This window comes from Phormidesmis sp. 146-20 (assembly GCF_052939475.1).
Map to the genome: position 1 here is coordinate 17796 of NZ_JBJPHT010000022.1, position 25390 is coordinate 43185.

Annotated in this window: 20 protein-coding genes and 1 tRNA gene; 10 read left to right on the forward strand and 11 right to left on the reverse strand. The window is 50.5% G+C overall.

Annotated elements, in window-relative coordinates:
* The first annotated feature begins 161 nt into the window (after positions 1-161).
* Positions 162-2129, forward strand: a complete 1968-nt coding sequence (locus ACKFKH_RS17910; protein WP_446859688.1) for an alkaline phosphatase — start codon at positions 162-164, stop codon at positions 2127-2129.
* Between the two features lie 368 nt (positions 2130-2497).
* Entirely contained in the window at positions 2498-2974 is a 477-nt protein-coding gene (gene ybaK, locus ACKFKH_RS17915; protein WP_446859689.1) for a Cys-tRNA(Pro) deacylase, read from the forward strand.
* Positions 2975-3062: 88 nt separating this feature from the next.
* Here the strand turns inward: ybaK and rdgB are convergent, their stop codons facing one another.
* Together rdgB and ACKFKH_RS17925 are read right to left on the reverse strand one after the other, a co-directional pair.
* Positions 3063-3638, reverse strand: coding sequence for an RdgB/HAM1 family non-canonical purine NTP pyrophosphatase (gene rdgB / locus ACKFKH_RS17920; RefSeq protein WP_446859690.1), 576 nt, complete (start codon positions 3636-3638; stop codon positions 3063-3065).
* 20 nt (positions 3639-3658) lie between these two features.
* Positions 3659-4351 (reverse strand): GDSL-type esterase/lipase family protein, encoded by a 693-nt coding sequence (locus ACKFKH_RS17925; protein ID WP_446859691.1) that lies wholly within the window; start codon positions 4349-4351, stop codon positions 3659-3661.
* A 728-nt stretch (positions 4352-5079) separates the two neighbouring features.
* Between ACKFKH_RS17925 and ACKFKH_RS17930 the strand changes: the two genes are divergently transcribed.
* From ACKFKH_RS17930 to ACKFKH_RS17945, 4 genes are all read left to right on the forward strand, one after another.
* A complete protein-coding gene (locus tag ACKFKH_RS17930; protein ID WP_446859692.1) occupies positions 5080-5325 on the forward strand; it encodes a DNA-directed RNA polymerase subunit omega in 246 nt (81 codons plus the stop codon).
* Positions 5326-5450: 125 nt separating this feature from the next.
* Complete coding sequence (locus ACKFKH_RS17935) at positions 5451-6041, forward strand: hypothetical protein (protein ID WP_446859693.1); 591 nt, start codon at positions 5451-5453, stop codon at positions 6039-6041.
* The gene (locus ACKFKH_RS17940; protein ID WP_446859694.1) at positions 6041-6406 is read left to right on the forward strand and encodes a DUF1818 family protein; all 366 of its coding nucleotides are present in this window, start codon (positions 6041-6043) and stop codon (positions 6404-6406) included. The genes ACKFKH_RS17935 and ACKFKH_RS17940 overlap by 1 nt, the downstream gene beginning before the upstream one ends.
* Before the next feature lie 47 nt (positions 6407-6453).
* Positions 6454-6527: transfer RNA gene (locus ACKFKH_RS17945), tRNA-Pro, on the forward strand.
* A gap of 157 nt (positions 6528-6684) precedes the next feature.
* On the opposite strand, the gene ACKFKH_RS17950 is transcribed toward ACKFKH_RS17945, so the two are convergent.
* From ACKFKH_RS17950 to rplU, 8 genes are all read right to left on the reverse strand, one after another.
* Entirely contained in the window at positions 6685-9843 is a 3159-nt protein-coding gene (locus ACKFKH_RS17950; protein ID WP_446859695.1) for a beta strand repeat-containing protein, read from the reverse strand.
* The gene (locus ACKFKH_RS17955) at positions 9840-13403 is read right to left on the reverse strand and encodes a TonB-dependent receptor (RefSeq protein WP_446859696.1); all 3564 of its coding nucleotides are present in this window, start codon (positions 13401-13403) and stop codon (positions 9840-9842) included. Before ACKFKH_RS17955 ends, ACKFKH_RS17950 begins: the two co-directional genes overlap by 4 nt.
* Complete coding sequence (locus tag ACKFKH_RS17960) at positions 13400-14848, reverse strand: hypothetical protein (protein WP_446859697.1); 1449 nt, start codon at positions 14846-14848, stop codon at positions 13400-13402. The genes ACKFKH_RS17955 and ACKFKH_RS17960 overlap by 4 nt, the downstream gene beginning before the upstream one ends.
* 178 nt (positions 14849-15026) lie before the next feature.
* A complete protein-coding gene (locus ACKFKH_RS17965) occupies positions 15027-15590 on the reverse strand; it encodes a hypothetical protein (protein ID WP_446859698.1) in 564 nt (187 codons plus the stop codon).
* An 89-nt stretch (positions 15591-15679) separates the two neighbouring features.
* Positions 15680-18202 carry a beta strand repeat-containing protein gene (locus ACKFKH_RS17970; RefSeq protein WP_446859699.1) on the reverse strand — a complete coding sequence of 841 codons (2523 nt, stop codon included), beginning with the start codon at positions 18200-18202 and terminating at the stop codon, positions 15680-15682.
* A 463-nt stretch (positions 18203-18665) separates the two neighbouring features.
* Positions 18666-18815 (reverse strand): hypothetical protein, encoded by a 150-nt coding sequence (locus tag ACKFKH_RS17975; protein WP_446859700.1) that lies wholly within the window; start codon positions 18813-18815, stop codon positions 18666-18668.
* Between the two features lie 630 nt (positions 18816-19445).
* Positions 19446-19730 (reverse strand): 50S ribosomal protein L27, encoded by a 285-nt coding sequence (rpmA, locus tag ACKFKH_RS17980; protein WP_446859701.1) that lies wholly within the window; start codon positions 19728-19730, stop codon positions 19446-19448.
* Between the two features lie 39 nt (positions 19731-19769).
* Complete coding sequence (gene rplU, locus ACKFKH_RS17985) at positions 19770-20144, reverse strand: 50S ribosomal protein L21 (protein WP_446859702.1); 375 nt, start codon at positions 20142-20144, stop codon at positions 19770-19772.
* Positions 20145-20377: 233 nt separating this feature from the next.
* Between rplU and ACKFKH_RS17990 the strand changes: the two genes are divergently transcribed.
* Entirely contained in the window at positions 20378-21391 is a 1014-nt protein-coding gene (locus ACKFKH_RS17990) for a hypothetical protein (protein ID WP_446859703.1), read from the forward strand.
* Between the two features lies 1 nt (position 21392).
* Here ACKFKH_RS17990 and ACKFKH_RS17995 read toward each other — a convergent pair whose 3' ends face one another.
* A complete protein-coding gene (locus ACKFKH_RS17995; RefSeq protein WP_446859704.1) occupies positions 21393-21830 on the reverse strand; it encodes an HHL1-like protein in 438 nt (145 codons plus the stop codon).
* Between the two features lie 147 nt (positions 21831-21977).
* On the opposite strand from ACKFKH_RS17995, the gene ACKFKH_RS18000 reads away from it, so the two are divergent.
* From ACKFKH_RS18000 to bchD, 3 genes are all read left to right on the forward strand, one after another.
* Positions 21978-22640 (forward strand): GIY-YIG nuclease family protein, encoded by a 663-nt coding sequence (locus ACKFKH_RS18000; RefSeq protein WP_446859705.1) that lies wholly within the window; start codon positions 21978-21980, stop codon positions 22638-22640.
* Between the two features lie 3 nt (positions 22641-22643).
* Complete coding sequence (locus ACKFKH_RS18005; RefSeq protein WP_446859706.1) at positions 22644-23144, forward strand: MAPEG family protein; 501 nt, start codon at positions 22644-22646, stop codon at positions 23142-23144.
* An 88-nt stretch (positions 23145-23232) separates the two neighbouring features.
* Positions 23233-25290, forward strand: a complete 2058-nt coding sequence (gene bchD / locus ACKFKH_RS18010; RefSeq protein ID WP_446859707.1) for a magnesium chelatase ATPase subunit D — start codon at positions 23233-23235, stop codon at positions 25288-25290.
* Positions 25291-25390: the final 100 nt, after the last annotated feature.

The following is a 25390-nucleotide window of genomic DNA, read 5'->3' on the forward strand; positions in this document are numbered from 1 at the left end:
AGGGGGCGAAAAGATGGACACTTCCCACAGAGTCATCCCTCCAATCAGCAACGCCAAAAATTTCTGTCACCCCTTCTCAAATCCAACCGGGATTCGCTCCAAGCTGAGTTCCACAGATTTTTTGTGCCAAAAAGCCGGACTTTGTTGCAAAGGAATAAACCATGATTCGTTTTTTTGACAGCATCACCCTACTCCTTGTGGGTAGCTCGAAGCGATCGTTTTCTCTCTTTCTCGCCTGCCTTTTCTGTCTCCTAAATGTCACCTTTTCTCCCCTCAGCACACCTCCTGCCCTTGCCCAAGGAAACGGAGTCAATGTCATCATCATGATCGGTGATGGGATGGGCTGGAACATGGCACGGGCGGCGGCAGCGGCGAAAACGGGCACCCTTTACAAAGCAGGAAAGGGGCAAGGGCTGAACTTTCAAAAGCTAAAGGGCTACACCTACACGACGACCTATGGAACGACGATCGACGCGACTAATGCCACCACAGGCGCAGTCACATCTTCAACGGGCAACTCGGCGCTAGATAACTCCAATCCGATTACGGGTCAGAGTCCCATTCGTCCAGGGTTCCAATTTAATCCGGCAATCAACCCCGGCACCCCCGTTCGCGACTTGACCGCCACCGCCAACCAACCCTGCCGCAACGGAGGCGACCCCGGAAAAGGCAACATTGTCGGCTACGAAATCGCCAAAGGCGGCCCAACTCCCTGGATTCCTCTGTCTCCGGCGGTTCCTCAAGGCACCGATCCTGAGTACATCAAGTGCAGCTATCCTGACTCGGCCAACACTGCTTCGACCTTGTACACCGGGGTTAAGAGCTACAACAACGCCATGTCAGTCGATATCTACGAGCAAGCCGACAAAACCATTCTGCAAACCGCACGAGAATTGGGCAAATCGACTGGACTGGTTACTTCAGTTCCGATTACCCATGCGACTCCTGGTGCGGCTGCTTCAAGTGTTAACCGTCGCAACAAATACGATGCTGACTTCCCGGCTTTAGACAACATTTTGCAAGAAGCGCTGCGTGAAGACCAGGGTTACCTGCCCACTGTTTTGCTGGGAGGTGGGCACCCGCTCGACTTTCTCAACACCACGGCAGCCAGCACTGTCACTCCCAAGGGCTTTGAATACATCAAGCAGTCTACCTATGAAGAACTGCGCGACAAGCCGACTAATAATCGCTATGGCTACACCTTTGTCGAACGGGATACCAGAGTTACCACAACAACCCGATCGGGCCAAATTAGACTGGGTGGCAAAACCTTGCTCGAAACGGCGAAGAAGCTTGATCCCAATCAGGGCGATCGTCTCTTAGGTTTGTTTGGGGCCCGTGGTCAAGATGGCAATATTCCCACGCTGTCCGCTAATGGTGACTACAGCTTAACGGGGTTGTCTAACTTCTCGGTTTACTCGACGGCTGCGGCTCCGACCAATGCGACGGGAACCCCAGTTAATAACGGCACTCAGATTCCCAAACCTGATACAGTGCGTCCTTTGGCAACGGCGATCGCTGAAACCAATGAGCAGTTCATTGCGAAAGAAGTCCGGGCAAATCCGACGCTGGCCCAAATGACGAGAGCCGCTTTAGAAGTGTTGGGTAAGGACAAAGATGGTTTTTGGCTGATGGTTGAAGGCGGCGACATTGATTGGGCTGCCCACGACAACAATCTAGATAACCTAATTGGGACGATGACTTCTTTTGACAATGCGGTGAAAGAAGTAACCAACTGGGTGAGCAAAAACGGCGGCTGGAAGAAAAACGTTCTGATTGTCACGGCTGACCACGACCACTATCTGACACTCAACGACAACTATGCTGAATTGGTCAAAGCCAACGGTGCAGAAGCGTTGACCTTCAATAAAAACACGCCAGCCGAAGCGGGTCACTTCTGGGGTTCTGATCCGGCTATCAAGTATGGCTGGGGCAACCACAGCAACCGATTGGTGCCTGTTTACTTCCAGGGCGACACCTTCAAGCTGCTCGATTATGTTGGAAGCAATGTTGAGTTTGTAGACAGACCACCGGGAGGCACTGCTAAGACTTACCAGATTCCTGGTGTACCGGGGGCAGTTGATCAGTCACACATCTATAAAGCAATGTTAGCTGCATTAAAGTCCTAGTTACGATGTGATTCACAGTCTGGATACCTTCTAGAAGCCCGATCGCACTGAGTCGATCGGGCTTTTTTTGCACCGACCACAAGGACTCTGGACTAGAGACAGGGCAAGTTTCAAATCCGGCATTGCTAAATCGTGGGCTGAACTGCCCCAAAGCGGCGGGAACCCCAATGTTCAAAGTCCCCCAATTTTGGGGGATTTAGGGGGCGAAAAGATGGACACTTCCCACAGAGTCATCCCTCCAATCAGCAACGCCAAAAATCCAACGTCTAAAGTCCAAAGTCTGCCCTAAAAATCATCCTTCCAAACCAATTTTTGAAACTGCTAAAGTGCTCGTATTGAGCAAGCCTTTGAAACAATTGAGAAACCGGATGAAGACAAACGCCGTCCGTATTTTGGACAACCTTGGCATCGATTACGACCTGCGAGACTACGACGTTGACCCCGATGATCTAGCCGCCGAAAGCGTCGCTCAAAAAATCGGATTGCCCCCCGAACAAGTGTTTAAAACATTGGTAGCTAGAGGCGATCGCACCGGAATTCTCTTAGCCGTCATTCCAGGCAACACCCAACTGGATCTCAAAGCACTGGCGCAACTGTCGGGCGATCGTAAAGTAGAAACCGTCTCACTTAAGGAAGTCCAACCTCTTACAGGCTACATTCGCGGCGGCGTGACGGCACTGGCTTGCAAAAAAGACTATCCCGTTTACGTAGACGAACTCATTGAAATTTTTGATCTCGTTTCTATCTCTGCTGGAGTCCGAGGAACACAAATTTTGTTACATCCTAGTGATTATCTTCGCGCTGTCAAAGCAGTTGTCGGCATGATTTCACAAGACAAACTTTGAGGCGAGAATCTTATCTTAAAGTTCGCCAGAATTGGGGGCAGAAGGACAGAACACCAAAGCGCAAAAACTCGTCGAATTCACGTTAATGCTAAGGCTTAATCTTCGCCAGTTCAGGCAACAAGATCTCGAACGCTCTGCCCCGGTGACTGACTTCATGTTTCACTTCGGGCGGCATTTCTGAAAATGTCATTCCTTGCTCAGGCACATAAAAAATCGGATCATACCCAAAACCGCCTTCTCCGAGCGGCTGCGTCAAAATTTCACCCGGACAAATGCCTTCCGCTTGCAGGGCGATCGTGCCATCCGGTCGAGCCAATGCGATCGCACAGACAAACTGAGCCTTGCGATCGGAGCGATTGCCCAATTCTCTCAGCAGTCGGTCAATTCGATTGGCATCAGTCGTTCCATAGCGTGCAGAATACAATCCGGGTGCCCCATTCAGCGCATCGACGGCTAAACCAGAATCATCAGCGATCGACCATTCCCCCAACGCCTTGGCAACCTGAGACGCTTTGAGCGCAGCATTTTCAGCAAAGGTTGTCCCCGTTTCTTCAATATCCAACTCATCTGGCTTGAGCATCAATTCCCAATCCAGCCCGACCAGATACGCCTGCATTTCCCGCAGCTTGCCAGGATTGCCCGTCGCTACCACTAATTTCGTCATATTCAACCCCAAAACCCCAATCACCCAATCCAAGCCCGCAGCGCCTGCCAACCTAAAAGATCTTGCAGCAGCGTTTGATAGCCCATTACGTTAGGATGCAGCCCATCTTCGGTCAACTGCGTCTGACACCAATCCATCCCTCGCGACATCCACAGATCAAACAAGTCGAGATAAGGAATCTGTCGCTTTTCGCAGGCCAGCCGCGTGGCTTCTTTGTAGCGATGTTGATCAGCATGATTGTAGTAGAGACAGTTGAGAAACGGCATTTTGGCTTGATTGACAGGCACCATGCCTACAAAGATCACTGGGCAGAGGCGTTGGGAGCGATCGAGCAAATCAGCGATCCCCATCTCAAAGCCCTCAAACTCCGTCAAGTTTTTGCCATCCAGTCTGGCTAATCGAGGAGAATCATTTACGCCCACCGAGAGAATAATCAAATCTGGAACTCGATTCCGCAGTTCGCCTCGATTGTGAAACTCAGCTTCAAGCCGTCGCGCCACCTGCCGAACGCCATCTCCCCGCACTCCCAAATTGTAAAGCGCATGATTGGGGCCACCCGGAGTCATCCACTGTCTGCGAAGTCGCTCAACCCAGCCGCCCCCCACCGGATCACCAAATCCATAAACCAGACTATCTCCTAGCGCTAACAGCCTCAGCGACGGGGGAGTGGGACGAGCATCTAATCCAACAGAGGGCGGGTCGATCGTTTGCATGAAACCGTGTAATCTTGGGTGGGTCTACGCTATTAATAGAAGGGGGCTAGACTGAAAATTTAGCATCCTAAGACGAAGATTTTCAAATCTTTACACAACCCTATCTCAAAACGGCATCATTCGCGATCCGTTGACAGACTTACCAAGATTTTGCGGAAAGCCCCTCGCCTTTAGGCAGGGAATGCAGAGCAACGGCGCTATCGCGCCAATCTCTTACGGCAATGAACGAAGAAACTCTCGCACGATGTCCGTTTTTGTGCGCTTTGCCTTCTTCGCGTAACGCTCAAGCTTTTTCATTTCTTCCTCCTAGATCCTAATGTTTAATTGTTTTCCAGTCATTTTTGTATAGCAATGCGCTATCCTGATTCTAGTGGAAAGGGTAATCAACCACTCTAAAAACCCAGTTGCCGAAAGGCTCAACGCTGCACCTTGAAAATTGAATCGATGCGGTTCTACTGCATTTTTCTAGACTCCCCCTTGCAGTAGGTAAAAGATTCAGAGGAGCTAGACAAACAGCATCTTGAAGCATTATTTGTTTCAAAAAACCTAAACAGGACTTGCGAAAGCAAATAGGGTAGGGCATACCCGAATTAACGCTTGGGGAGAATCCCACCTCTGGGCTAGAGACTGCAAGGAATCTAGTTTAAGTGGTTTCGTTGAGCCAAGAATCCCCGTGCGTTTACGTCGGGGAGTGTCAAGCTCTCGACCACTTACCCAAGACAACATTTATGGCAAAATCTGGCTCCTTACACAAGCGTCCTACCTTTGACACAACTCAACTGATGCGCCGCGCCGATGAGTTGATTAACGCTGCCTCCAACCGCTACCGGATCACTGTCCAGGTTGCCAATCGCGCCAAACGCCGCCGTTTTGAAGATTTTGATAGCGGAGACGACCCCATGATGAAGCCAGTGATGCGGGCGATCGTTGAGATGTCAGACGAGCTAACCCAACCCGAAATCATTGGTGAGTAGCGCATTTTGAGGAGATCGGGGGTGTTTGGCGCATCCCTATCTTCTCCTTCAACGCTGTCATTTTTTCTTGGGGCAACCTTTCTCTTCAAATTCGTCAACAGATTCAACGGACAAGATCGATCCTCATGAGCAAGCAATTTGATAAGCGACGCATAAGACGATTTGGGCTGGCTGTGGGCACGATCGGGCTGATTGGCTTGCTGGCTGGAGGCACGATTGCTGCCGAACCTTCTACGCCCACGACGACGAGATCCAGAGTCCAAGATGCCTGGTCAAAGGTTTATCAGCAGCTACCAGACCTACCGCTCGAAAATCAATATATCAATCGCGAGACGGGCAAAGTCGATCCAAACAACACCCTTGTCAGTCGCATGGTGCGCTATCACCAATATATAAAAGGCCGTCCCCTTGTCTATCGTCTCGACTGGAAGCTGACGCTGGGCGATTATCTGGGCATTAATGAGCCGATGCTGGAATCGAGCTATCCAGGCTTTGACAATTTGCGAAAAAATCCATTGGAGAGCGATCGGGCTGCCATTAGTCGCCTCACTCGGAGACAGCGAAATGCTCTGGTTCAGGCGCTAGTCAACGTTTTTAATCCGTCCGCCAGTCAACCGATCACGCCCTCTGTTGCCAAACCAGTTGCCAAACCCCAACCGACCCCGACTCCGGCCGCTTCGCCTCAGACAGGGGGTGCCCGGTTACTGTTGCCCTGATGGGACGGTTACTCAAAAGTGGCGCTGGCTGGCGGCTGGGATGGGATGCAGACGCTCCAGAATTTCGGGGACTGATCGGAGGAGACGACTGGGCGATCGAGCTAACAGAGTCCGAACTGTCTGATGTCATCCGATTAGCCGACCAACTGAGCCGCACCATGCTTCAAATGGCAGGAGAACTAATGGACGAAGAAACGCTCGCCTGTGAAGCCGAAAGCGACCTCCTGTGGCTCGAAGCAGAAGGCTATCCTCACGCCTACAGTCTGCGTCTGATTTTGCGGTCTGGGCGGCGTGGTGAAGGCTTTTGGACTGAGGCCGTGGTTCCAAAATTACTGGAGGCGCTGCAAACTCTGCAAGTTTTCTGAAGATTTGGTCGAACAGGGCGCATTATGTTATGCTGGTTAAGCAAATTCGGGGCGTAGCGCAGCTTGGTAGCGCACCACTTTGGGGTAGTGGGGGTCGCACGTTCAAATCGTGTCGCTCCGATCAGATAGAGGCCAGTCATTGTACTGGCCTTTGTCGTTTTTGGATCAGGGTTGCGCGCTCAAGCAATAGTTGGTAGCTGGGGTATGTCGCCGTCGGTCGCCCCTTGCAACCTTCCACCAATTGCTACCGTTGTACCAAAACATTCACTTTTAGTCGCTTAATCGACCTTAGCTCGGAATCGAAAGAAGCCATAAGAGGTTGACGGCGTACTGGTTGCGTTGGTGACGGTTCCGACTTGGATTCGGACTGCACCGCGCCCACTGTTGATGCCCGTACAATCAACAGGGAATGTAGCCGTGTAAAACCCACTTCCTGGGCCAGCACCAGAACCTTCAGTAACAGCAGTGGTAGTCCCGCCAAAGTTAAGTTGGATCGTTCCAGGAACTAAGGTTTGTTTAGCGGGCACAAAGTCACAAAGGTTGACATTGTTTGCATTGATCGTGCTGTCGGATAAAAAGTAAATGGTGTACTCCACTTCGTCTTTGGGAGCAGGGGCACCTGGATTCGGGGTCGGGATTTGTGTGCCGTTAATAGCTCCTAGAAGGTAAGTGTTGCTGCCGCCCGGCCAATTTACACCAGGGTTATCGTTATTGTCGGTGGCTAAGTTGTTGTATCCCCCGATCGCAGTCACAGTCGCGCTACCCTCCTTTTTGATACCCGTAATTCGTTTGACCAGACGCAGCCGAGGGCGAATCGGAGTTACCGTCGGATCGTTAGGGGCCGGAGTGCCAGGGTCGTTACTGGGCGCATTGGCAAAACCCGTACTAGAGACAACTGCCTGGTTTAAGAGTTGAGTTGTTCCTGCTGGCAATGGGTCATTAATTTTAACGCGGAATTTAACAGTGGTTGTATTGTTGGCAGCCGTCGTTCCTAAACTCCCACCTGCCGAACTCGTTGCCCCTGTACCTAATCGGAAAACAATCTGAGAGCCATTAATCTCAGCTTGATCGTCTGTGACCGCATCGGTTTTGCTTCCCGTATTTGCTCCAGCAGTAATTTGTAAGGAACTAGGAACATAAGCGGTGTTGGTGGGAAGCGGATCACTCAAAATCACGTTATTGACTGAGGTGGTAGTGCTAGTATTTCTGACCGCCACCGTGTACTCCAAAATATCACCGGGTGTCGTGCCGCTTGAGTTGTCGCTATCTGCCGCTAGAGCGACTGTCTTATCGACTTGCAGAGGGCTAACGGGTACGATCGTCACATCTTCTGCTGTATTTGCAGGTGATGTACCGTTGTATGTCGAAGTGACTGCGGCGCTGCCTGTCGGCGCACTGGTGACATTTGCGCTTGTATTGCTGTACTGTGCGGCTGCCGTAGCACTGTTGTTGTAAGTTCCAGAAGTGGTGCCGTTGGCAATGTTAACGGTGAACGTAATAGCAACGTTGCCGCCTGGTGGAATCTTGAACCCTGACCAGGAGGGCTGAGAAGCAGTTCCTCCGGTTGTCACGGTTGCTGGGCCGGTCGCTCCTCCTGAATAAACGGGAGTCACCGTGGCTGAACTGTTGGTAAACCCAGTGGGCAACCCTGAATCCGCAATCACGACGTTCTCAGCGGTCGATCGATTTGTTCCCGTGGGATTGCTGGCAGTAATGGTGTAGGTTGCTGTTCCGGGTGCGACCATCGGCCCGGGAGTTGAGGTTGACTTAGCGGCAGAGATGATACAGCTTGCCCCTGAAATGCTTGTTGTGGCATCTGCGGGAGTCACTGAAATTGGAGCAGTCACTCCATCCCCTGCGGTTGCTCCCCCAAAGTTGGTGGCATCATTGTTAGTCGTTCCGGCTGCCCCCCCGCTCACATTCGTGGTTGCGCCAGGGCTAAAGAGAACGACCCCACCAGAACCACCCCCACCGGGCCCATGAGGAGCGCCGCCCCCTGTGTTAGTGCCCCCTCTGCCACCGCTTACATTAATACTGAGACCAGTTGAACTTCCCGTTTGCGAAATAACGAGAACACTACCCCCCGCTCCGCCCCCACCACTTGCGTCATTGGCAGGAATGGGCGCTGGAGTGGCACCTTTGGCACTGATCGTTCCTGTCCCAGCGATCGTTCCTGTCCGCAGCAGAACCATTCCCCCCCCAGGGGCACCACTACTGGCTAATCCAGCGCCAGGAGTCCCAGTCCCGTTGTTTGTGGTACCAGCCCCGCCACCCCCACCCAAAATCAACCGACGGGCAGATGCTACTGAGAAAGGGGCACCTCCTGCGCCCCCGTAGGGCAAGACGCTATTCCAAGTTCTGCCACCTCTACCACCTGAACCGCCATTGCTACCGCCACCGCCGCCAGCGTTTTCATCGTTAGCGCTGGGTCTCCCGTCTGTACCGCCGCCGCCAGCGTTTCCGGGGGCACCACGACCATAGCTTCCATTGGGATAGCCTTCTTGCGTGTTAGTGATTAAGGCATTCGTAGTGGTGTTAAATAGGTATCTGGGTGTCCCGGCGACTCCCTCCCCCTTAGAGGCGTTGTTGTTGATAGTAGAAAGGGAAACAACATCTGTGTTTGCGCCAGCGCCTCCTCCCAACTGACGACCGCCGCCGCCTCGAAAGCCTTGCCCATCTACATTAATTTGGCCTGCACCTGTAAAGTTCGTGCTACCCACCACATCGATCGCTACCACACCGCCCGTTGATCCATTCCAGGGAGTTGCTGTGATCGTGCCACTCACGGTCAGGTTTGCATACTGTGGCACTCGAACTACCTGAAATCGCTTTTGCCCCTGGCTACTTCCACCCGTATTATCAGCATTCACATAGCTATTTACTAGAGAAGAACTGAGGATAATTGTGCCGCCGCTAGTTGCAACAGTGTTAGTTGCCACAACGTACTCAAAGTTTCCGGCAGTGAAGTTGGTCGCCGTGTTGCCATTGACAGTGCCATCTGTTGGAAAGTTTGGCAGCCCTGTCGAGCCATTGTTGCTAGAGTCACCATCCCCATAGGCACCCGTATTGGTACTATTAATCTCTGCACCTTGCATTTGGATGACTAGTAGCAAGTCACCTGGCTGAATCGGGCTGCTAAATCCTGATGATGTTCCTACGGTAATGCTATTGGTTCCAGCACTCGCAGTGACTCCAGCCGCACCAGGATAGTAAGTGTTGGCTACACTCGACCCCACAGTTGGACTCCCATCTTTACCGGGAACTGCGCAGATGGTGCCACCGCCCCCTATTTTGTCCGCCCTTGCGGGGGAGGTAAAGAACCAGAGATTTTGTGATACGAGCAAAACGGTAGCCGCATAGAGGGGACTAATGCTACGCAGTGATCGCGCCCAGAACGGCGATCGTTCAACATAAGGAGAGATTAAATTACGCTTCATGGGGTGGCACCTTGGACACTGGGGGGACTAACCGGAGCAGTTGAAAGGGTAGCTTCTGGTTTGGGCTGGTTGGCTGGAGTCGGTTTCTGTAAGCCAAAGCCGCTAAATAGTTCGTTGAGTTTGATGGTTAGCCCCAGGTAAGGGCCGCCTGCCGATCGACTGCCATCAAAGTCGCGATCGTTAACTCGACCAAAGCTATATCCTGCTGCCAGTCTAAGATTGGGTGTGAGATAGTAGCCTGCCTCTAGCAAAAAGCCTGTTTCACTAAATCCAGCACTGGGCTGAGTAATCCAACGGGCTTCTCCAACAAGATCCCAGCTATAACCCAAACGATAAGTGGCTCTGAGTTGGGCGAGAGAAACCGTGCTAGTGCCTACCAGATCGCTGGCAAGAGTCGTAGAGCTACGACGCATGGCGTACTTCCCGTAGAATTCCCAGCGCCAATTAGGGGCATACAGACCTTCTAAAGCGATCGTGTGATCTTCGGAGCCAGTGCCACTCCCAAATAAAATTGTGTCAGGAATCGTCGAGGGGTTTTTGCGGTACTCGTAGCGAAACAGAGCATTGAACTTGTCGTCATTGGGATTGCGGTAAGCTAGCCCTACTTTCAGGTTTGCGGTATTTCCTAGTCCAATCAGCGTTTGGTTCGCCGCGTTGGCTTGCTGGTAGCGGACTAGTGCTGTAAGTGAGGGAGAAATCTTTCCGGTTGCCGCCGCCGAAATCACTGTATTGCTGCCGCCCGAAGAAGTCCGACGCTCGTAGCGGGCACTCGCCTGAAAGTCTTTGCTGCCCGTATATTCCAGCCCTACGCTGTAGTTACTTCCTCCCTGCAAGCCGATCGCTGAAGCACTCTGACCGACCGCAAAGGGTTGAGCAAACTGTGTCCCAACTCCAGTAGTACCAAAGAAGCCACCAAACAGATGTTCATAAGCCAGATTCATTCTCAAACCAGGGGCGATCGTCAGTCCTTGATTGATTCCAATCGCGCCTTGGGTTGTCCAGCTACTTGCTCCGCCGATAATGCCATATCGAGCCGATAGGGTCGTGTCTGAGCCAAACTTATACTCACCGCGAATCCCCAGGTTGGTGATTGATTGTCCAGCGAGTTGTCCCCTGGTATAGAACTGTTGACTCAAGCCCAAATTAACCCCTGGCATGAGCGCCCAATCTAAGCCAACGGCAGTGCGATCGGAGTAGACTGCATCGGTATTAGCAGACAGTGTAGTTTCGTTGAGCGCCTGGAAAGTCAGGTTCTTTGCCAGAGGCATTGTAAAGCGCGATCGCAGCTGATCTGAGGAGCCACTCGATTCGGGAGCAAGGCGATCGTCTCGCTGGCGATGGAGTAGATCAACATTCAGATCGGCACTCCCAAAACGTTGTTGAACTCCGACAGCGATCGTGGTTAGTGAATTGTCAACCTGTGTTCCTGGAATCGCTTCTGTCCTGGGAGCAAACAGATCTTGAAAGGTATCAATCTGTCGCGGTGCAACGCCTATATTGTCTTCGCGATCGTACTGCACTCGTAACTTCGTAGTTGGCGAAACACTGCCCGTGACTTCCGCTCCGTAGCGGGTCTGACCCGGAACAAAGCTCATTGTTGCATCGTTGGCAAAGCCAGTATCTGTTTTGCGGTAGTAGGCCCGCGCATCAATGCTGTTAGTAATCTTGGCGTTGGCTTCGATGCGGTAAGCTGAACCACTCACTAGACCAAGAACATCCGATCGATTGCTAGAGTGAGCATATTCTGCAATCACACTGCCGTTGGCAAACGAGAATAGTGCATCGGTGCCATATAGTTCAAAATCACGAACGCCTTGATTTTCTCTCAGATAAGTTGCGCCAATCCAGCTTTCTTGTCCGGGTGTGTTTGAGAAGTGATAGCGAGCGCGACCTGCATAGATATTGCTCTTGTCGCCCTGCTGATTTTCGTACTGGTAGGTTGTAACAATCCGACGAACAAGAACCTGCCCCGCTTGATCAACATCCGTTCTCAAAATTGGTTGTTTGAATAACAGCGTGCCGCGATCGTAATCAATGTCGTAGTCTGTCCCCCGTACCAGTGGCTTGCGTTCTAGTACAGTGCCCGGACGGTTCAACTCTTCGACTTCTAGAAAGACATTTTCACTGCCGCCAATCACCAACCGTCGAGATAAGAAGTAGAAGCCACTTGTCCCATCAGGCGCGATCGTATCTCGCTGAAAGCCTTGCACATTGTTGCCGTAGAAAGCACTGAGTTGTAGCTTGCCAATGTTGTAGTTGCCCTTAAAGCCATGAAGCTGACGGCTAGTTGCGCTAAACTGCTGCGATCGAGTTGCAAACTCCTCGGTGTTGTAATCGCCCCACATAAAGGAATCAATGCCGTTTGAGGTGGGGGAAGTGCGTTCAATTTTGAAGTACACACTGTCTGTTGAGGGAGTCAGAATATCAACCTTTGAGCTATCACCATAGACAGGATAGTTCTGATCACAGAACTGCTGGTCTCGAAATAATCTGGACGTTCCATCACAGGTTTCATTAAGGGCACGATCGCTGTTGTATGCACCAGTAACTAACCAGTCTCCTACTCGTCCCGTCGCAAACACTGCCCCGCTCGTCGATAAGCCATAACGATTGTCTCCATCGGGCGGCAAAAAGTCTCGAAAGCCGCGATAAAAATCAGTGCCCCGTCTGCCCAACCGTAAGTTAATTGAACCTGTGACGATCGACGATCTCAAATCAGTTTCAAACTGCACTTGAGTAAAGGCTTCTAAGTCCTCTAGTTTTGCTTGAATTCGTACCGTTTGGGCTTGAATACTTGATCGCAGGGTGGCTCTAAACTCTCCTTGAATGGCTTTGACTTGATAGCCGGGTTGATCAGGACTGACATCAGGTTCGACAAATTCGCCTGCGGTGGGTTTGAGGGTCACGATCGCGTCTCGATTCGAGCGGTTGCCTTGTGCGTCGAGCAGTTGTCCCAAAAGGGTGATGGTTGATCGTCCGTCTGCGGGCACGCGAGTTTCTGCGGTCTTCAGAGTTAGTTGTTTTGCAGTTCCTCGCACTTGTACTTGTATGGATGCAGTTTGTTCAACCTGACTATTGGCAAATAATTGAACTGCGATGGTATTGTCGCCATCCTGCAACGGAACACCATACCAGGTTTGAGTGATTTGTTTAGTCGCTTTGTCGGTTTCGGTGCGTCCGATGAGCGAAGAACTCACGACATTACCGTTAACTCTAAGTTCAACTTTCTGATCGCTTGGAAACTTGAGAATGACTGATGTGGCTGGTACATCTACGATCGCATTGGGCAGTGGTGAAACAATGCTAATTCCTGAAACAGTTGTCTGAGTGGGAGCCGCAGGAACGGGAGTAGACTGAGCAATCAAAGACTGCGTTGGAATGATTCCAGTCGAAGGTTGTGCAGAAGCTTTAATGCTCGGCTGAGTAGACAACAAGGCTGTTTCTACAGGAGTTGCAATGGCACGATGACATAAAGTTGCCAATAGTACCAGGCTGATCGTTTCAGCCGTAATGCCCAGCGTCTTCAAACAAGCAGTGAGATATTTGTAATTACGATTCATGGTTTGCCTGCCTCCGAAGCTGCGGGCGTGACGGCGAAATTCATGCGGACTAGACCACTCGGTTCGAGACGCACCAGACGCGATTGGCTGTTGCGCTCTTTGAAGTAAAGATTGGGAGCAAAGGTGTAGCCAGGAACGCTGCTCAGATCCAAAACACCTGTGCGATGTCCAGCTAGAACGTTGGCGACAGAAAACAGTCCATTGACATCGGTTGTGATTCGAGTACCGTCATCCAAAAAGACGACTGCGTTAGGAATTCCAGGTTCACCAGGTTGCTGTTCGCCGTCAAAGTTTTTGTCTTCAAAGACTCGTCCGATGATGGTTCCGCAATCTGAGACAATGCCAGGACGAATCCGAATTCGATACTTGGAGGGGCCATCTCTGAGAATCGCATTGGTGTCGGATCGACGAACGCTAACACTTGCGATATTTTCACCTGATCCACGAACAGCGTCGGGACTGAGTTGAACTGCATAAGCAACATTCAAAACTCCATCTGGAGAAATGCTGCCGTCAAACTTAAAGGTGATATTTGAGCCATTGTGCGTTGCAGTAACCGGAACAACAATGCCACCAATCTCACCGCGAACACTTCTGGGTAAGAAAGAGAACCCGATCGGTAACACATCGGTAATCTCCATTTGATTTGCGGCTACTGTATTCAAGTTCCGCACGCTCAATCGGTAGATCACGGTATCTCCGGGTTCGGCGGCGGCGCGATCGGCAGTCTTGATAATCTGAACGGGCTGCGCGACTCCCACACAAATCGGCTGATCCAATAGACTCACAGCAGACAAAACTAGCCCCGTCCCGGCTGCATCATTAACTGGAACGGTCGTCGAAAAAGAAGCTGGATCGCCGTCCAAACTGATGCCTCGACCATCTAGAGCAGTCGCCGTATAAGACACTGTGTTCGCAATGTCATCTTGTGCAGTAATCACCACTCGAATTTGGCGTTGGCTATAGCGTCTCGACCCAGCAGGCGGATTGACAATTAGAATGTATCGTTTCCCGACTTCTAGTTGACCTGTGCTGCGATTGAGAAAGAAGTTAAAGCCGCCTTTTGGCTCATCATTCGCTAGAAAGAAAGGATTATTGTTTTGAACATTGGGTTGTAAGCCTGTAAAGCTGGTTCCTGTCCCTGTTCTGGGGATCGAAACAAGCGCGATCGGGGTATCATCTGCACTCGCGTCATATAGCCCCACACTAAACCCTGCATAGTCTGGTAAGACTTCTCCACCACAGCCACGAATGCGCCCAAAGGGATCAACTAGCTCTTGTTTGAGTTGATTAGTAATGCCTTCAACCGTGTTTTTAGCAGCATCCTGAAACGAATAGGAAGCTGTGTTGAGGATGGTTGTTTTTGCGTCAGCGATCGACTGAAACAGCAGACTGGCTAAAAGAAACGCCGCCAGTGGACGACATCGTTTGTGGTGAAAAAACATGGGAAGCCAAACCGGGTATAAAACAGATGCGATGATTAGCTAACACAATGACCAGAAGGACTGTTGATGCTTGTTTTCTGGTAGAAAGAATTGATTGAGAACGCTTATTTTCTTATTGAGCATTGGACGATCGCGCTACAACCAAAAATCGTCCAACACTCAATTCTTAGCCCAGCTACTAGCGAACTTTGACTTGATAAGCAGCCGCCACGCTTGCATTGGGAGAGAGATCTTGAGCGATCGACCAGCGCACGTGAGTGTAAGCCGTAGCTGGAGCAGGACGCTCTTCGACCTTGCCGCCGGGCAGCGTCACTTTGACCATTGGACGCACCACAAAAGTCTTGCCTTGATCAATGCTGTAGGTGGCTGTAATCCCTTGAGCAACCGTCGCTGTGCTTAGTTCATAAACGGTTCCTTTGGGGACTGGCTGTGTAATCACAAAGTTCTTAGCTTCGCGAGTCCCTTCATTTTCGCCTGTCACCGTAAAGCGAAACACATCCCCTGACTTGGCTTTGACTTTACCATCGACAGGTCGCCAGCTTGTCATTTCTTTGCCCTGAGCATCTTTTTTGACAACCTTCTGATCCGCCACCAGATTCAAATTGACCTTGGGTTGACGGAGTACGTTTTGAGCGATCGTCGAACCTGCGTTAAAGATCTGAGCGATCGCAGGCGAACCATTAATCGGCAATACCGAAACTACTAGCGCCGCACTTGCACTAAATAACCAATACTTCTTCATGACCAATCCTGTTGTAAACACTCGCTTGAACAATGAAATGGTGGAAGGGATTACCTCTCAGATGTTTGAAAAGAACAATCCCCCCAGACTTACTTGATCTTTCGCTGGAAGATAAATGTCCCTGCCGCAGCACCCGGAGGAACACTTAAAACTGTGTTTCGGTACTCTTGAATGTCTGCCGGAGTGCCACTCGTCGTGACCGCGATCGTTCCATTCACATCGACTGCGGAACCAACCCCACCCGTTGTTGGAAAGGCTGGATCGATCGTGATGCCAAACCAATTGCTCGTATTGTTGGCGGTCGGTACTCCACTTTCAACAATCACCAGGTTGTTTGCAGGCAAAGTGACGTTATTGGTGCCCCCGCTGGTTGAGATGTTTCTGTAAGTAATGCGGTATTCAATGATTCTGCCGGGAGTGGCTGCTGCACTCAGATCTGATTGCACAGTGGTGAAGCTTCCTGCTGCCCCCGATACAGCAGCACCGTTGGCCTCTAGGATTCGAGCTTCTTTGACCAGGCTTACATAGTTGGTGTAGAGACGATCGATGGTAATGTTGCTCGGATCATTCACCGGACTACCATCATTATTCGTATCCACAAAAGCAGTGATCGGAACTGGGAACCCAGTCAGTTGAGGAGCCGATGGTAGGTCAACGATCGCCTGATAAGGAGCCGTGCCTCCTCCTGGAACCGTGATTCTCACGGGAACTGTCGCACTCGTACCGCCCGTACCTGATTCAAAGATGAAACCGCCTGCTGAGGTGTAGTTGTAGGTTGCGCTGGTGCCCGTCGCTGGATCAGTAATCGTCACCTTGGTATTATCAGGCAGGGCTGTCGTTGTTGCAGGCGGAGTTGGCAATAATGAAATCGCTTGAGAACTGCCGCTTGTGTTTTGCACCGTGTTGTTGAAGGTGAATGGATCGGCATCGATCGACTGGTTGGGCGGCGTGTTAGGAGGAATGACGATCGACCTGTTAGTAAAGTCATCATTGGTATCTGTTGGCCCAATCGCAGCAGGTTGACCAGTTGGGCCATTTAGGGGAGTCGCGGCGATCGTAAACACAGTGTCTTCACCGCCTAAAAGTTTGGTGCCTGCGTTGGTTCCTGTATCAGGGCCCTGGTTGGTGTTGCCTGTGTTGGACGGATCGCTACCTGCACCCGGATCAGTTCCATCCGCAGTTGGATTAGCGACCCCATCTGTAATGCCGCCATCGTTTGCGCCTGCGCCTCCCGAAGTCGAATCGGGATTGTTTCCGACTAACCCGTTGTTGGTCGTCTGGTCACCTGACTCGTCGTAAACAATCTGGGTAGCCGTTCCAGGGGCGATGGTTCCCGGTTGAGATTGCCCAAAGACCTGTGCCATGTTAGCCACCTGACCGCCTGTGAAGCCTGCGATCGGTGTCATTGTGAAGGTAAAGCCAGAAATCGTATTGCCTACACCAGTCGTCCCTTTTGAAAGCGGCGTGGTGGTTGTGTCGTAGATGAAGCCGATCCGAGTAATGGCGGCTCCTGCGGTTGGGCGAGTTGTACTCCATCTTGCACTCAAGGCGCTTGTCGTCAGCGGATCTTGGGTGTAAACGGGAGTCCAGCTTGGCGGAGCGGTAATGGAGGCCGTCGTACCTAGTTGTAACCCCGTCGGAATTGCATCAGAGACGAGAACGTAAGGAGTCGCGGTGCTGTTGTTGACGTTGAGTAGCGTGCCATAAAGGTCAGAAGCAACCAGTCCAGTAGGGAGCGGCGTTGGGTTATCAACCTTCAGAGATAGTCGATAGGTCAGCGTGTCATCTGTGAGGTTGTTGGGTGTGCTGTTGTTGCTGTAGCCCCCGATCGCTTTGAGAACGGCCGCAAACGCCTGCAATCTGGCTGCCACAGTGATTGTGCTACTGGTTGCCATTGCTTCTCGCGTTCCATTTGTAGGAGGCGTTGCATTGGTTTCGCCCCCCACTCCATTAGCGTTATCAACCGTGAAGATGTCTGCTGCGCTGATGTTGCCTGTGCGATCGGTGTTCTGTCCATTAACAGGAGTTGTGTTACCCAATGACACAGTTAATAAGCTGCCTGCGGTTGCGGAGGCGAGTACCTGAATGGGAACGCGAATGGTGACGGTTCCGGTGGTGCCTGTACCAGGGTTGGCTGGAATCGTTGGATTTGCCAGCAAGTTAGCGGTCGAATCTCCCCCATTCGGCACATTGACCGGAGTTCCTAGCGGGGTGCCGTTGACAGCAATAATTTGAATCTGTCCGTTTTGAGCAAAGGCTGTGGTGTTAGAGAGCGTGGCGGTGCCAGGAATAGAGAATTGAGTCGGGTCGTTACCGGTGTTGGTGACCACGAAATCAACAAATAGCGTATCGCCTGCGTTGGGATTAGGAACACTGGGGGTTTGAGCCGTTAGTGTAATGCCAGCAATTTCTGAAACCTCGATCGTCACTTCGTTAGAAGTCGTATTGTAGGTTGTCGTTCCGTCTGAATATGTCCCAGTTGCAGTGTTTTTGATGGCGGTTCCGGCGGCTGTGCTTTGCGCCAGAGTGGGAAAAACGAATTGAAAAGTGCTTCCGATCGCCAGAGTTGCTGCTAGGAGATGTCGAAAGCGAGAAGGCGGACAGGTGTTCATTTCGGGTAGCTTTGGGTAGTAACAAGCGAACAAGAGAGACGCTGCTGCTGAATGAATAACAACAGGTTTTGTAGATTCAACCTGTGAGAGTTGAGGTTCAGATTCTAATAGGCGTTAGAAGCGGAATTTTGCTCAAAAAATGATTCCTCAAATCCACAGGTGGTGTGAAAATACTGATTGAGAGAATCTTGTCTTTTGGGATTAAGATTATGCTTCCCTAATCCTTTGAGAGTCGAACATCAGGTTATAAACTCTCTAATTTTCTGCTGCATTTATGTAGGGGTGATATTCTACATTAAGGCTTAGTAACCAACAGTAACTATTAATGAAGATAACTATTCTCAGCCCATATCTCTTGAGATAAGTAACCAAGAAAACAAAGCTAAAAACCTCAAGTTTCTAGGCTCTCTAACTCAATAAAGTAAGCTAGAAATACAAGTTATCTACTTGATAGCGAGGCTACTTAAGCAAACGGCTTCTCAGGAAAGATAAAGGCGGCAAAAGCTTCAGCGTGTTGACTAATTGGTTTGAAAGCTTCACCAGAATAGAGGGTCGCGATCGCGCCACAAGTCAACATCAAGGGCAACAACTGAGAGCAATTTTGATCGACCAATTTGTACGAATCCTGTCAAGCGAGCTTTAGCCGCGATCGTTAAGCTTGTACACTTTTACAATCAGGCTTGTTCTTGTAAGGTAAGCAAAGATTGTGACAGTCTTGTGAAAACCAGGCAGATCGGTAAAAGATTTAAGGCGTGCCGAACAATCGCTCAGACCGTTCAAACAGTTCACCAGACGTACAAACACAATGATGGCGCACAATGATGGCGGTTGAATAAATCTAAGTTTTAACCTTTTGAATCTAACGCCGATAAATTAGACTAGCGCTGGTGAAGACTTGTCCCCAAAAAATTAAAGAACTCGTTGGCACTGCCCACGGTTGTTAAGTGAATAGATTTAAGTGAACGTCAGTTCGATGAGAGTAACTCGCTTCGTTTCACTCGGCTTCAGCCCCCTAAATCTCCCACAAGTGAGGGACTTTGAACGAGAAATATTGTCTCAAAGTTCCCCGAAATTGGGGGGTTGGGGGGCAGAAGTGCTGAATAATGAAGCGAGAAAACTCCATCGAATTCACGTTAAGTGATTACATTCGACTAGCGTTCCCTGTAGATTTCATCTAAAAAAACTGCCAATAAAAAAGGGCACGACTCGATCGCGCCCCATCTCTAAAATTTCGTCCAGTTGGTTAGCTTTCAACCCCAGCGGTTTCTGCGACCGGAGCGGGATAAACGCTGACTTTTTTGCGACCCTTCGCATAAGGCTCAAACGTGACGATGCCGCCAATCAGAGAGAAAAGCGTGTCATCGCTGCCGCGTCCTACATTGTTGCCGGGGTGAATCTTGGTGCCGCGCTGACGAACCAGAATGTTTCCAGCTTTGACGACTTGCCCGCCGTAGCGTTTAACCCCAAGACGTTGAGCGTTAGAGTCGCGTCCGTTGCGTGTACTGCCTGTCCCTTTCTTGTGAGCCATGATTCCCTCAAAATTTTACTTAAGTTTTCAGTCTAGCCTTTAGCTCTCACTAACCGCTTCGGGGTCTTGTGCAGCTTCTCTCGAAGCAATGACAGCACCATTGATGCTAATCGAGTCGATCATCACACGAGTCAGTTCTTGACGGTGACCTTGCTTTTTGCGAGTTTTCTTTTTGGGCTGCATCTTGTAGACGATGATTTTGCGTCCCCGAAAGTGTCTCAGCACCGTCGCTTGAATCGTCACGCCCTCGACCAGGGGTTGACCCACGCTGATCTCGCCTTCGTTTCTGACAAAGAGAACTTGGTCGATCGTAATCTGTGCATTTTCTTCGGTGGCAAGGCGATCGACATCATAGAACCGGCCGGGTTCCACGCGCATCTGTTTGCCGCCTGCTTCAATAATTGCGTAAGCCATGAGTCTTGTCCTAAAAAGTTGCCGTACAGGTAGCCTGAAAGTTTTGGGTTAAGCCGTCACTTTCTTACAGGCTTTTGATTGCCCGACCTGATCCGAGCAGGAATGAACAGCCAGTCTACCATTTTGCCGAATTTAATGGAATTCTGTCAACTAGAGTTAAAAAATTCTATAAAGAATGACGAGATACACTAGTAGGTGAAGCCACTTAATGAAGCCACTGCGCCAAAAAGTCTATGTCGAAGCAGCCAGAGGTTGTGAAACAGAGCGATTTACTCAATCAGTTTGTGCTCGATCGCCGATCGCTACAAGAACTCGGACAGATTGAAGTGCTGTGGATGTATCCCAAAGTGCATCGAGTGTTGGGGTTCATCTGTAAGTCGGGCTTATTGGGACGCAAAAAGACGGCGTTTAATCTGGATCAGTTGGATACGATCGGCGCAAATGGCGTTTTGGTCAATTCACAACCTGTCGAGACGGATGTCGAAAAAGTTCGGCAATTGGAGTCACTCGTCAACTGTGAAGTTTGGACGGATGCAGGCAATAAAGCAGGAAAAGTTGTTGATTATTTGTTTGATTTAGAAACAGGAGTAATCGAACATTACCTATTTATCTCAAGCAGCGTGACCGGAAGCATTTATAAACTGCCGCCCAACTATATTTTGAGCTTGGGTAATCGTCGAGTGTTGGTGTCAGAAGCAGCGGTACGATCGTTCGCTATCTACCAGGAAGGCCTTCAGGAAAAGCTTTACAAGGCGGCTGACTTTTTCAAAGAAGAAAAAACTCAAGTTACACAAGAATTCAAATCTCTCTTTCAGCAGGCTAAAGAACGGGCGCAAATCTTCAACGAACAACTCAAAGAAAAGGCCGAACTTTTAGCCGAACAAGCTAAAGAAACGGGGCAGGTTTTTGTTGAGCAGGTGAGAGAACGAACTCACGAAGTTGCTGAGATTTGGGACGATTGGGAAAATGAGCCGATCGCTCGTCCCGCTTCTGCTGAACCCGATCCTTTAGAAGATTGGGACGACGAGGATTTCAGCGAACCTGTTGAAAAGGCGGTTGAAGTTCAGCCAAATACAGAAATCATCCAAAAATCTGCTGCCGAAGCTGAACCGTTTGATGGTTGGGACGATGACGATTTTATAGAACCCACGATCGACGTTTCTGCAAAGCCGATCGCGGATCAAAAACTCATCGCCTCCTCAAATCAGCCTCCTGAAGATCCCGAAGATGACGATCCCTGGATTTAAACTATTTGCGTTTGAAGATCGAAGTCATGCGATCGCCCACCATTGCTAGCGCATTCTGCAAGCCAATTCCAGCTTGTTGACCTTTTGAGGGGCGCACTGCCAACTCGATTTCGTCGTCCTTAAATTCCTTAAGCCGATAGCCGTACTCCAGCATATTCTGGCTCTTCTTGAGAATGGGAAACAGCCGAAACGCGCCCTTCTGAAGTTCTTCCTCGTTGTCAAAAATGGCGGCGTGAATCTGGTTAGTGCGCTTGACGGCGATCGCGCCCACAGGGAACCAATTTTTCTTGCCCTCAACCCGAATATAAATCTCATATTCAGGCGTGCCATCGGTCTTGAACTGATCGTATAGCTGCGAAGCTTCAGCCCGTTTTGCTGCACCTTTTGAAGGTTTTTTGGGCTGCGGCTTAGGTTTGCCAAATCCGGTAGGGTCTGCCATAGGATGAGTCCGAATATGAGTGGTTAGTAACAAAAGTTTACGGCATTTTTGAACCACTGCAATAGTCATGATCCCCGTTCTTTAGCCGCACGGTGTTAGAGAATGAGTTACAGAATAAGAAAGCGCAGACATTTGAGGCAAAAACCGATGGAAACTGAGAACCCGATCGCTTCGAGTTACCCGCAAGGGGTCGCTCTGGAGCATCAAAACGTCCCTCAAGCCCACGAGGGACTGCACAGCTTTCTGTACGGCTCTGACGACGAACACTCAACTACCAGCGCTCCCAATCTCGAAAGTCAGGGCGACGAAATTATGGCGATTGCGGATTGGTCAACTCAAGCAGCAAATTCCAAAATTGCGGGCGTGTATGCGGTGTTTGATGACGATCGCACCCTGCAATATGTCGGCTATTCCCGCAACGTTCAGCTTTCTCTCAATTCACATGTCACTCAGATTGGTGAAAAAAATTGTGCCTTCCTGAGATTGAAAACCTTCAAATTTCCTAAGCGCGAGGAAATGGAGCAACTGCGAGACACCTGGATTGCCGAATCGGGCAGCATTCCCCCAGGCAATCAAGAAGGCGGTTGGGCTGCCACGGTCGGAGAAGCGGCAAAACTGGCCATGACCACTGCCGAACGAGATGCTTACGAAGAGAAAAAACTAAAACTTCGCAAAGCGATGGCAGACCAGAATCTCACTCAGGAGAAAGTCACGGAAACGGAAAGCGATCGCCGCCAAAAGTTAGAATCTGCTGTTCACAATGACGACTGGAGTGGAGTTATCCAACAATCTCAAAAAGGAGAAGTGTAAGCAATGATTCCGATTTCAACTCTGTTTATTGGTTTGAACGGATTGGTTGCCCTGGCGCTCTCCTACATCGTCGTCATGGAGCGAACCAGCACCAGAGTTTGGCATGGTGAATCTCAAAAAGATACAACCACTCAGCCCGATTATTTAGAGAATCCCGGTCAGTGGGCAGCGTTCGTTGAGCAGATGGCTCAGAAAACAGTCGTCACCAAGTCGATCGACGATGGACTTCTCCAGCGAAAGGTTCGCGCTCATGCCAATTTCATAGAATATGTGCCGATCGCACTCCTCTTCCTCATCGCCCTGGAATTCATGAAAGCCGCACCCTGGCTGATCTGGATGCTTGGAGGAATTCTGACGATCACGCGAATTGTTTACGCTTGGGGAGTTATTCAAACCTACGGCCCTTCACCGGGACGAGCAATCGGTTTTTTTGGAACCTGGTTTGTTTACATCATCGGGAGTCTGGCTTGCCTCTACTATAGTTTTAGAGGGCTTTGGTTTTAGAAGGCTTTGGTTTTAGAGGACTTTAACGCTTTCTATCAGTGCCAGCCCCTTGATAAGCTGATTTTTGAATCATCATTCACCAGATTACATGCCCGCACTTGACACTCCTATTACAGCGTTTCCTTTGGCGGCGGTCGTTGGTCAAGAAGCCATCAAGCTGGCCTTGCTTTTGACGGCGATCGATCCCGGTTTAGGCGGTGTGGTGATCGCTGGACGCAGAGGCACAGCCAAATCGGTGATGGCACGGGCGATTCATGCACTGTTGCCGCCGATCGAGGTGGTCACAGATTCGATCAGCAATTGTGATCCGAATGCTCCGGGCGAATGGGACGATCGCACCCTGGAGCAGTTTGGAAATGTCGATCGTCCAGACTTGCCGACTCAAATTATTCGTGCGCCCTTTGTTCAGATTCCCCTCGGCACGACAGAAGATCGCTTGATTGGTTCTGTTGATGTCAGTCAGTCGATCCGACAAGGGGAAACCGTTTTTCAACCGGGACTACTAGCAGAAGCAAATCGCGGTGTTCTTTACATTGACGAAATTAATCTACTCGACGACCAAATCTCAAATTTATTACTCAGTGCATTAACCGATGGACGCAATCAAATCGAGCGCGAAGGCATCAGTTTTCAGCATCCTTGTAAGCCTCTACTGATTGCTACTTACAACCCCGAAGAAGGATCACTGAGAGAACATTTACTGGATCGGATCGCGATCGCCCTCTCCGCCGACATGGTTTTGGGACTGGACGATCGGGTTCAGGCGGTCGATCAAGCCACTCAATATGCAAACTCGCCTCAAGAATTTCTCAAAGAATACAGTGAAGACCTGGACTCTCTCAAAACGCAGATCATTCTGGCGAGAGAATGGTTAAAGGATGTCCGCATTTCCACTGACCAGATCAACTACTTGGTGAATGAGGCGATTCGAGGCGGCGTTCAGGGGCATCGAGCCGAACTGTTTGCGCTGAGAGTGGCTAAGGCTCATGCTGCTCTGGACGGGCGAACTGAGGTGAATGCTGAAGATCTGCGTCGGGCGGTTGAATTGGTAATTGTGCCGCGATCGACGATCGTTCAGGCTCCACCCGAAGAGAACCCACCTCCGCCTCCGCCCCCACCGCCCCAAAATCAGGACGAGCCGGAAGACGAAACCGATCAAGAGCAGGACGAGCCGGAAGACGAAAAAGAAGAAGACGAACCACAGGAACAAGAGCCACCCAACATTCCAGAAGAGTTTATCTTTGATCCAGAAGGTGTCATTCTCGATCCAGAAGTCCTCTATTTTGCTCAAATGGCGACCCGCCAGGGCAAATCTGGGAGCCGATCGGTGATCTTCTCGGACGATCGCGGCCGCTACATTAAGCCGATGTTGCCCAAAGGCAAAGTGCGCCGAATTGCCGTTGATGCCACCTTACGATCGGCTGCTCCATACCAAAAATCACGTCGTCAGCGATCGAGCGAACAATCTCCATCCAGCCTTTCTCGCAAGCGGGTCTTTGTTGAAGAAAGCGATATTCGTCAAAAACGACTCGCCCGAAAAGCAGGTGCCTTGATCGTTTTCGTCGTCGATGCTTCTGGGTCAATGGCGCTCAACCGAATGCAGTCTGCCAAAGGTGCCGTCTTGCGACTCTTAACTGAGGCTTACCAAAATCGCGATCAGGTCGCACTCATTCCCTTTCGAGGCGAACAGGCTGAAGTGTTGTTGCCGCCCACGAGGTCGATCGAAGCCGCCAAACGTCGATTAGACCGAATGCCCTGTGGCGGAGGTTCCCCATTGGCGCATGGACTGACTCAAGCCGTTCGGGTGGGGGTCAACGCTCAACAATCAGGCGATATTGGTCAAGTCGTCATCGTCGCAATTACAGACGGCCGCGGCAATGTATCGCTGGCTCGATCGCTCGGCGAAACCCTTCCCGAAGGCGAAAAACCCGACATCAAAGGCGAACTCTTAGATATTGCCTCTCGAATTCGAGCGATCGGCTTTCAGCTACTCGTAATCGACACCGAGAACAAATTCATTTCCACTGGTTTTGCCAAAGAATTAGCGAAACAATCTGGCGGTAAGTATTATCACTTGCCTAAAGCCAACGATCAGGCAATTGCTTCCATGACCCGTAATGCGATCGCGGACATGAAAACGCGCTAACAAATCCTGAGTTCTCAATCCAGGCTCAAAATTGCCAACAGAAAACGCCGAACTGAAGGTAACTCAATCCGGCGTATCCGAGATGATGGGGGTAATCTTA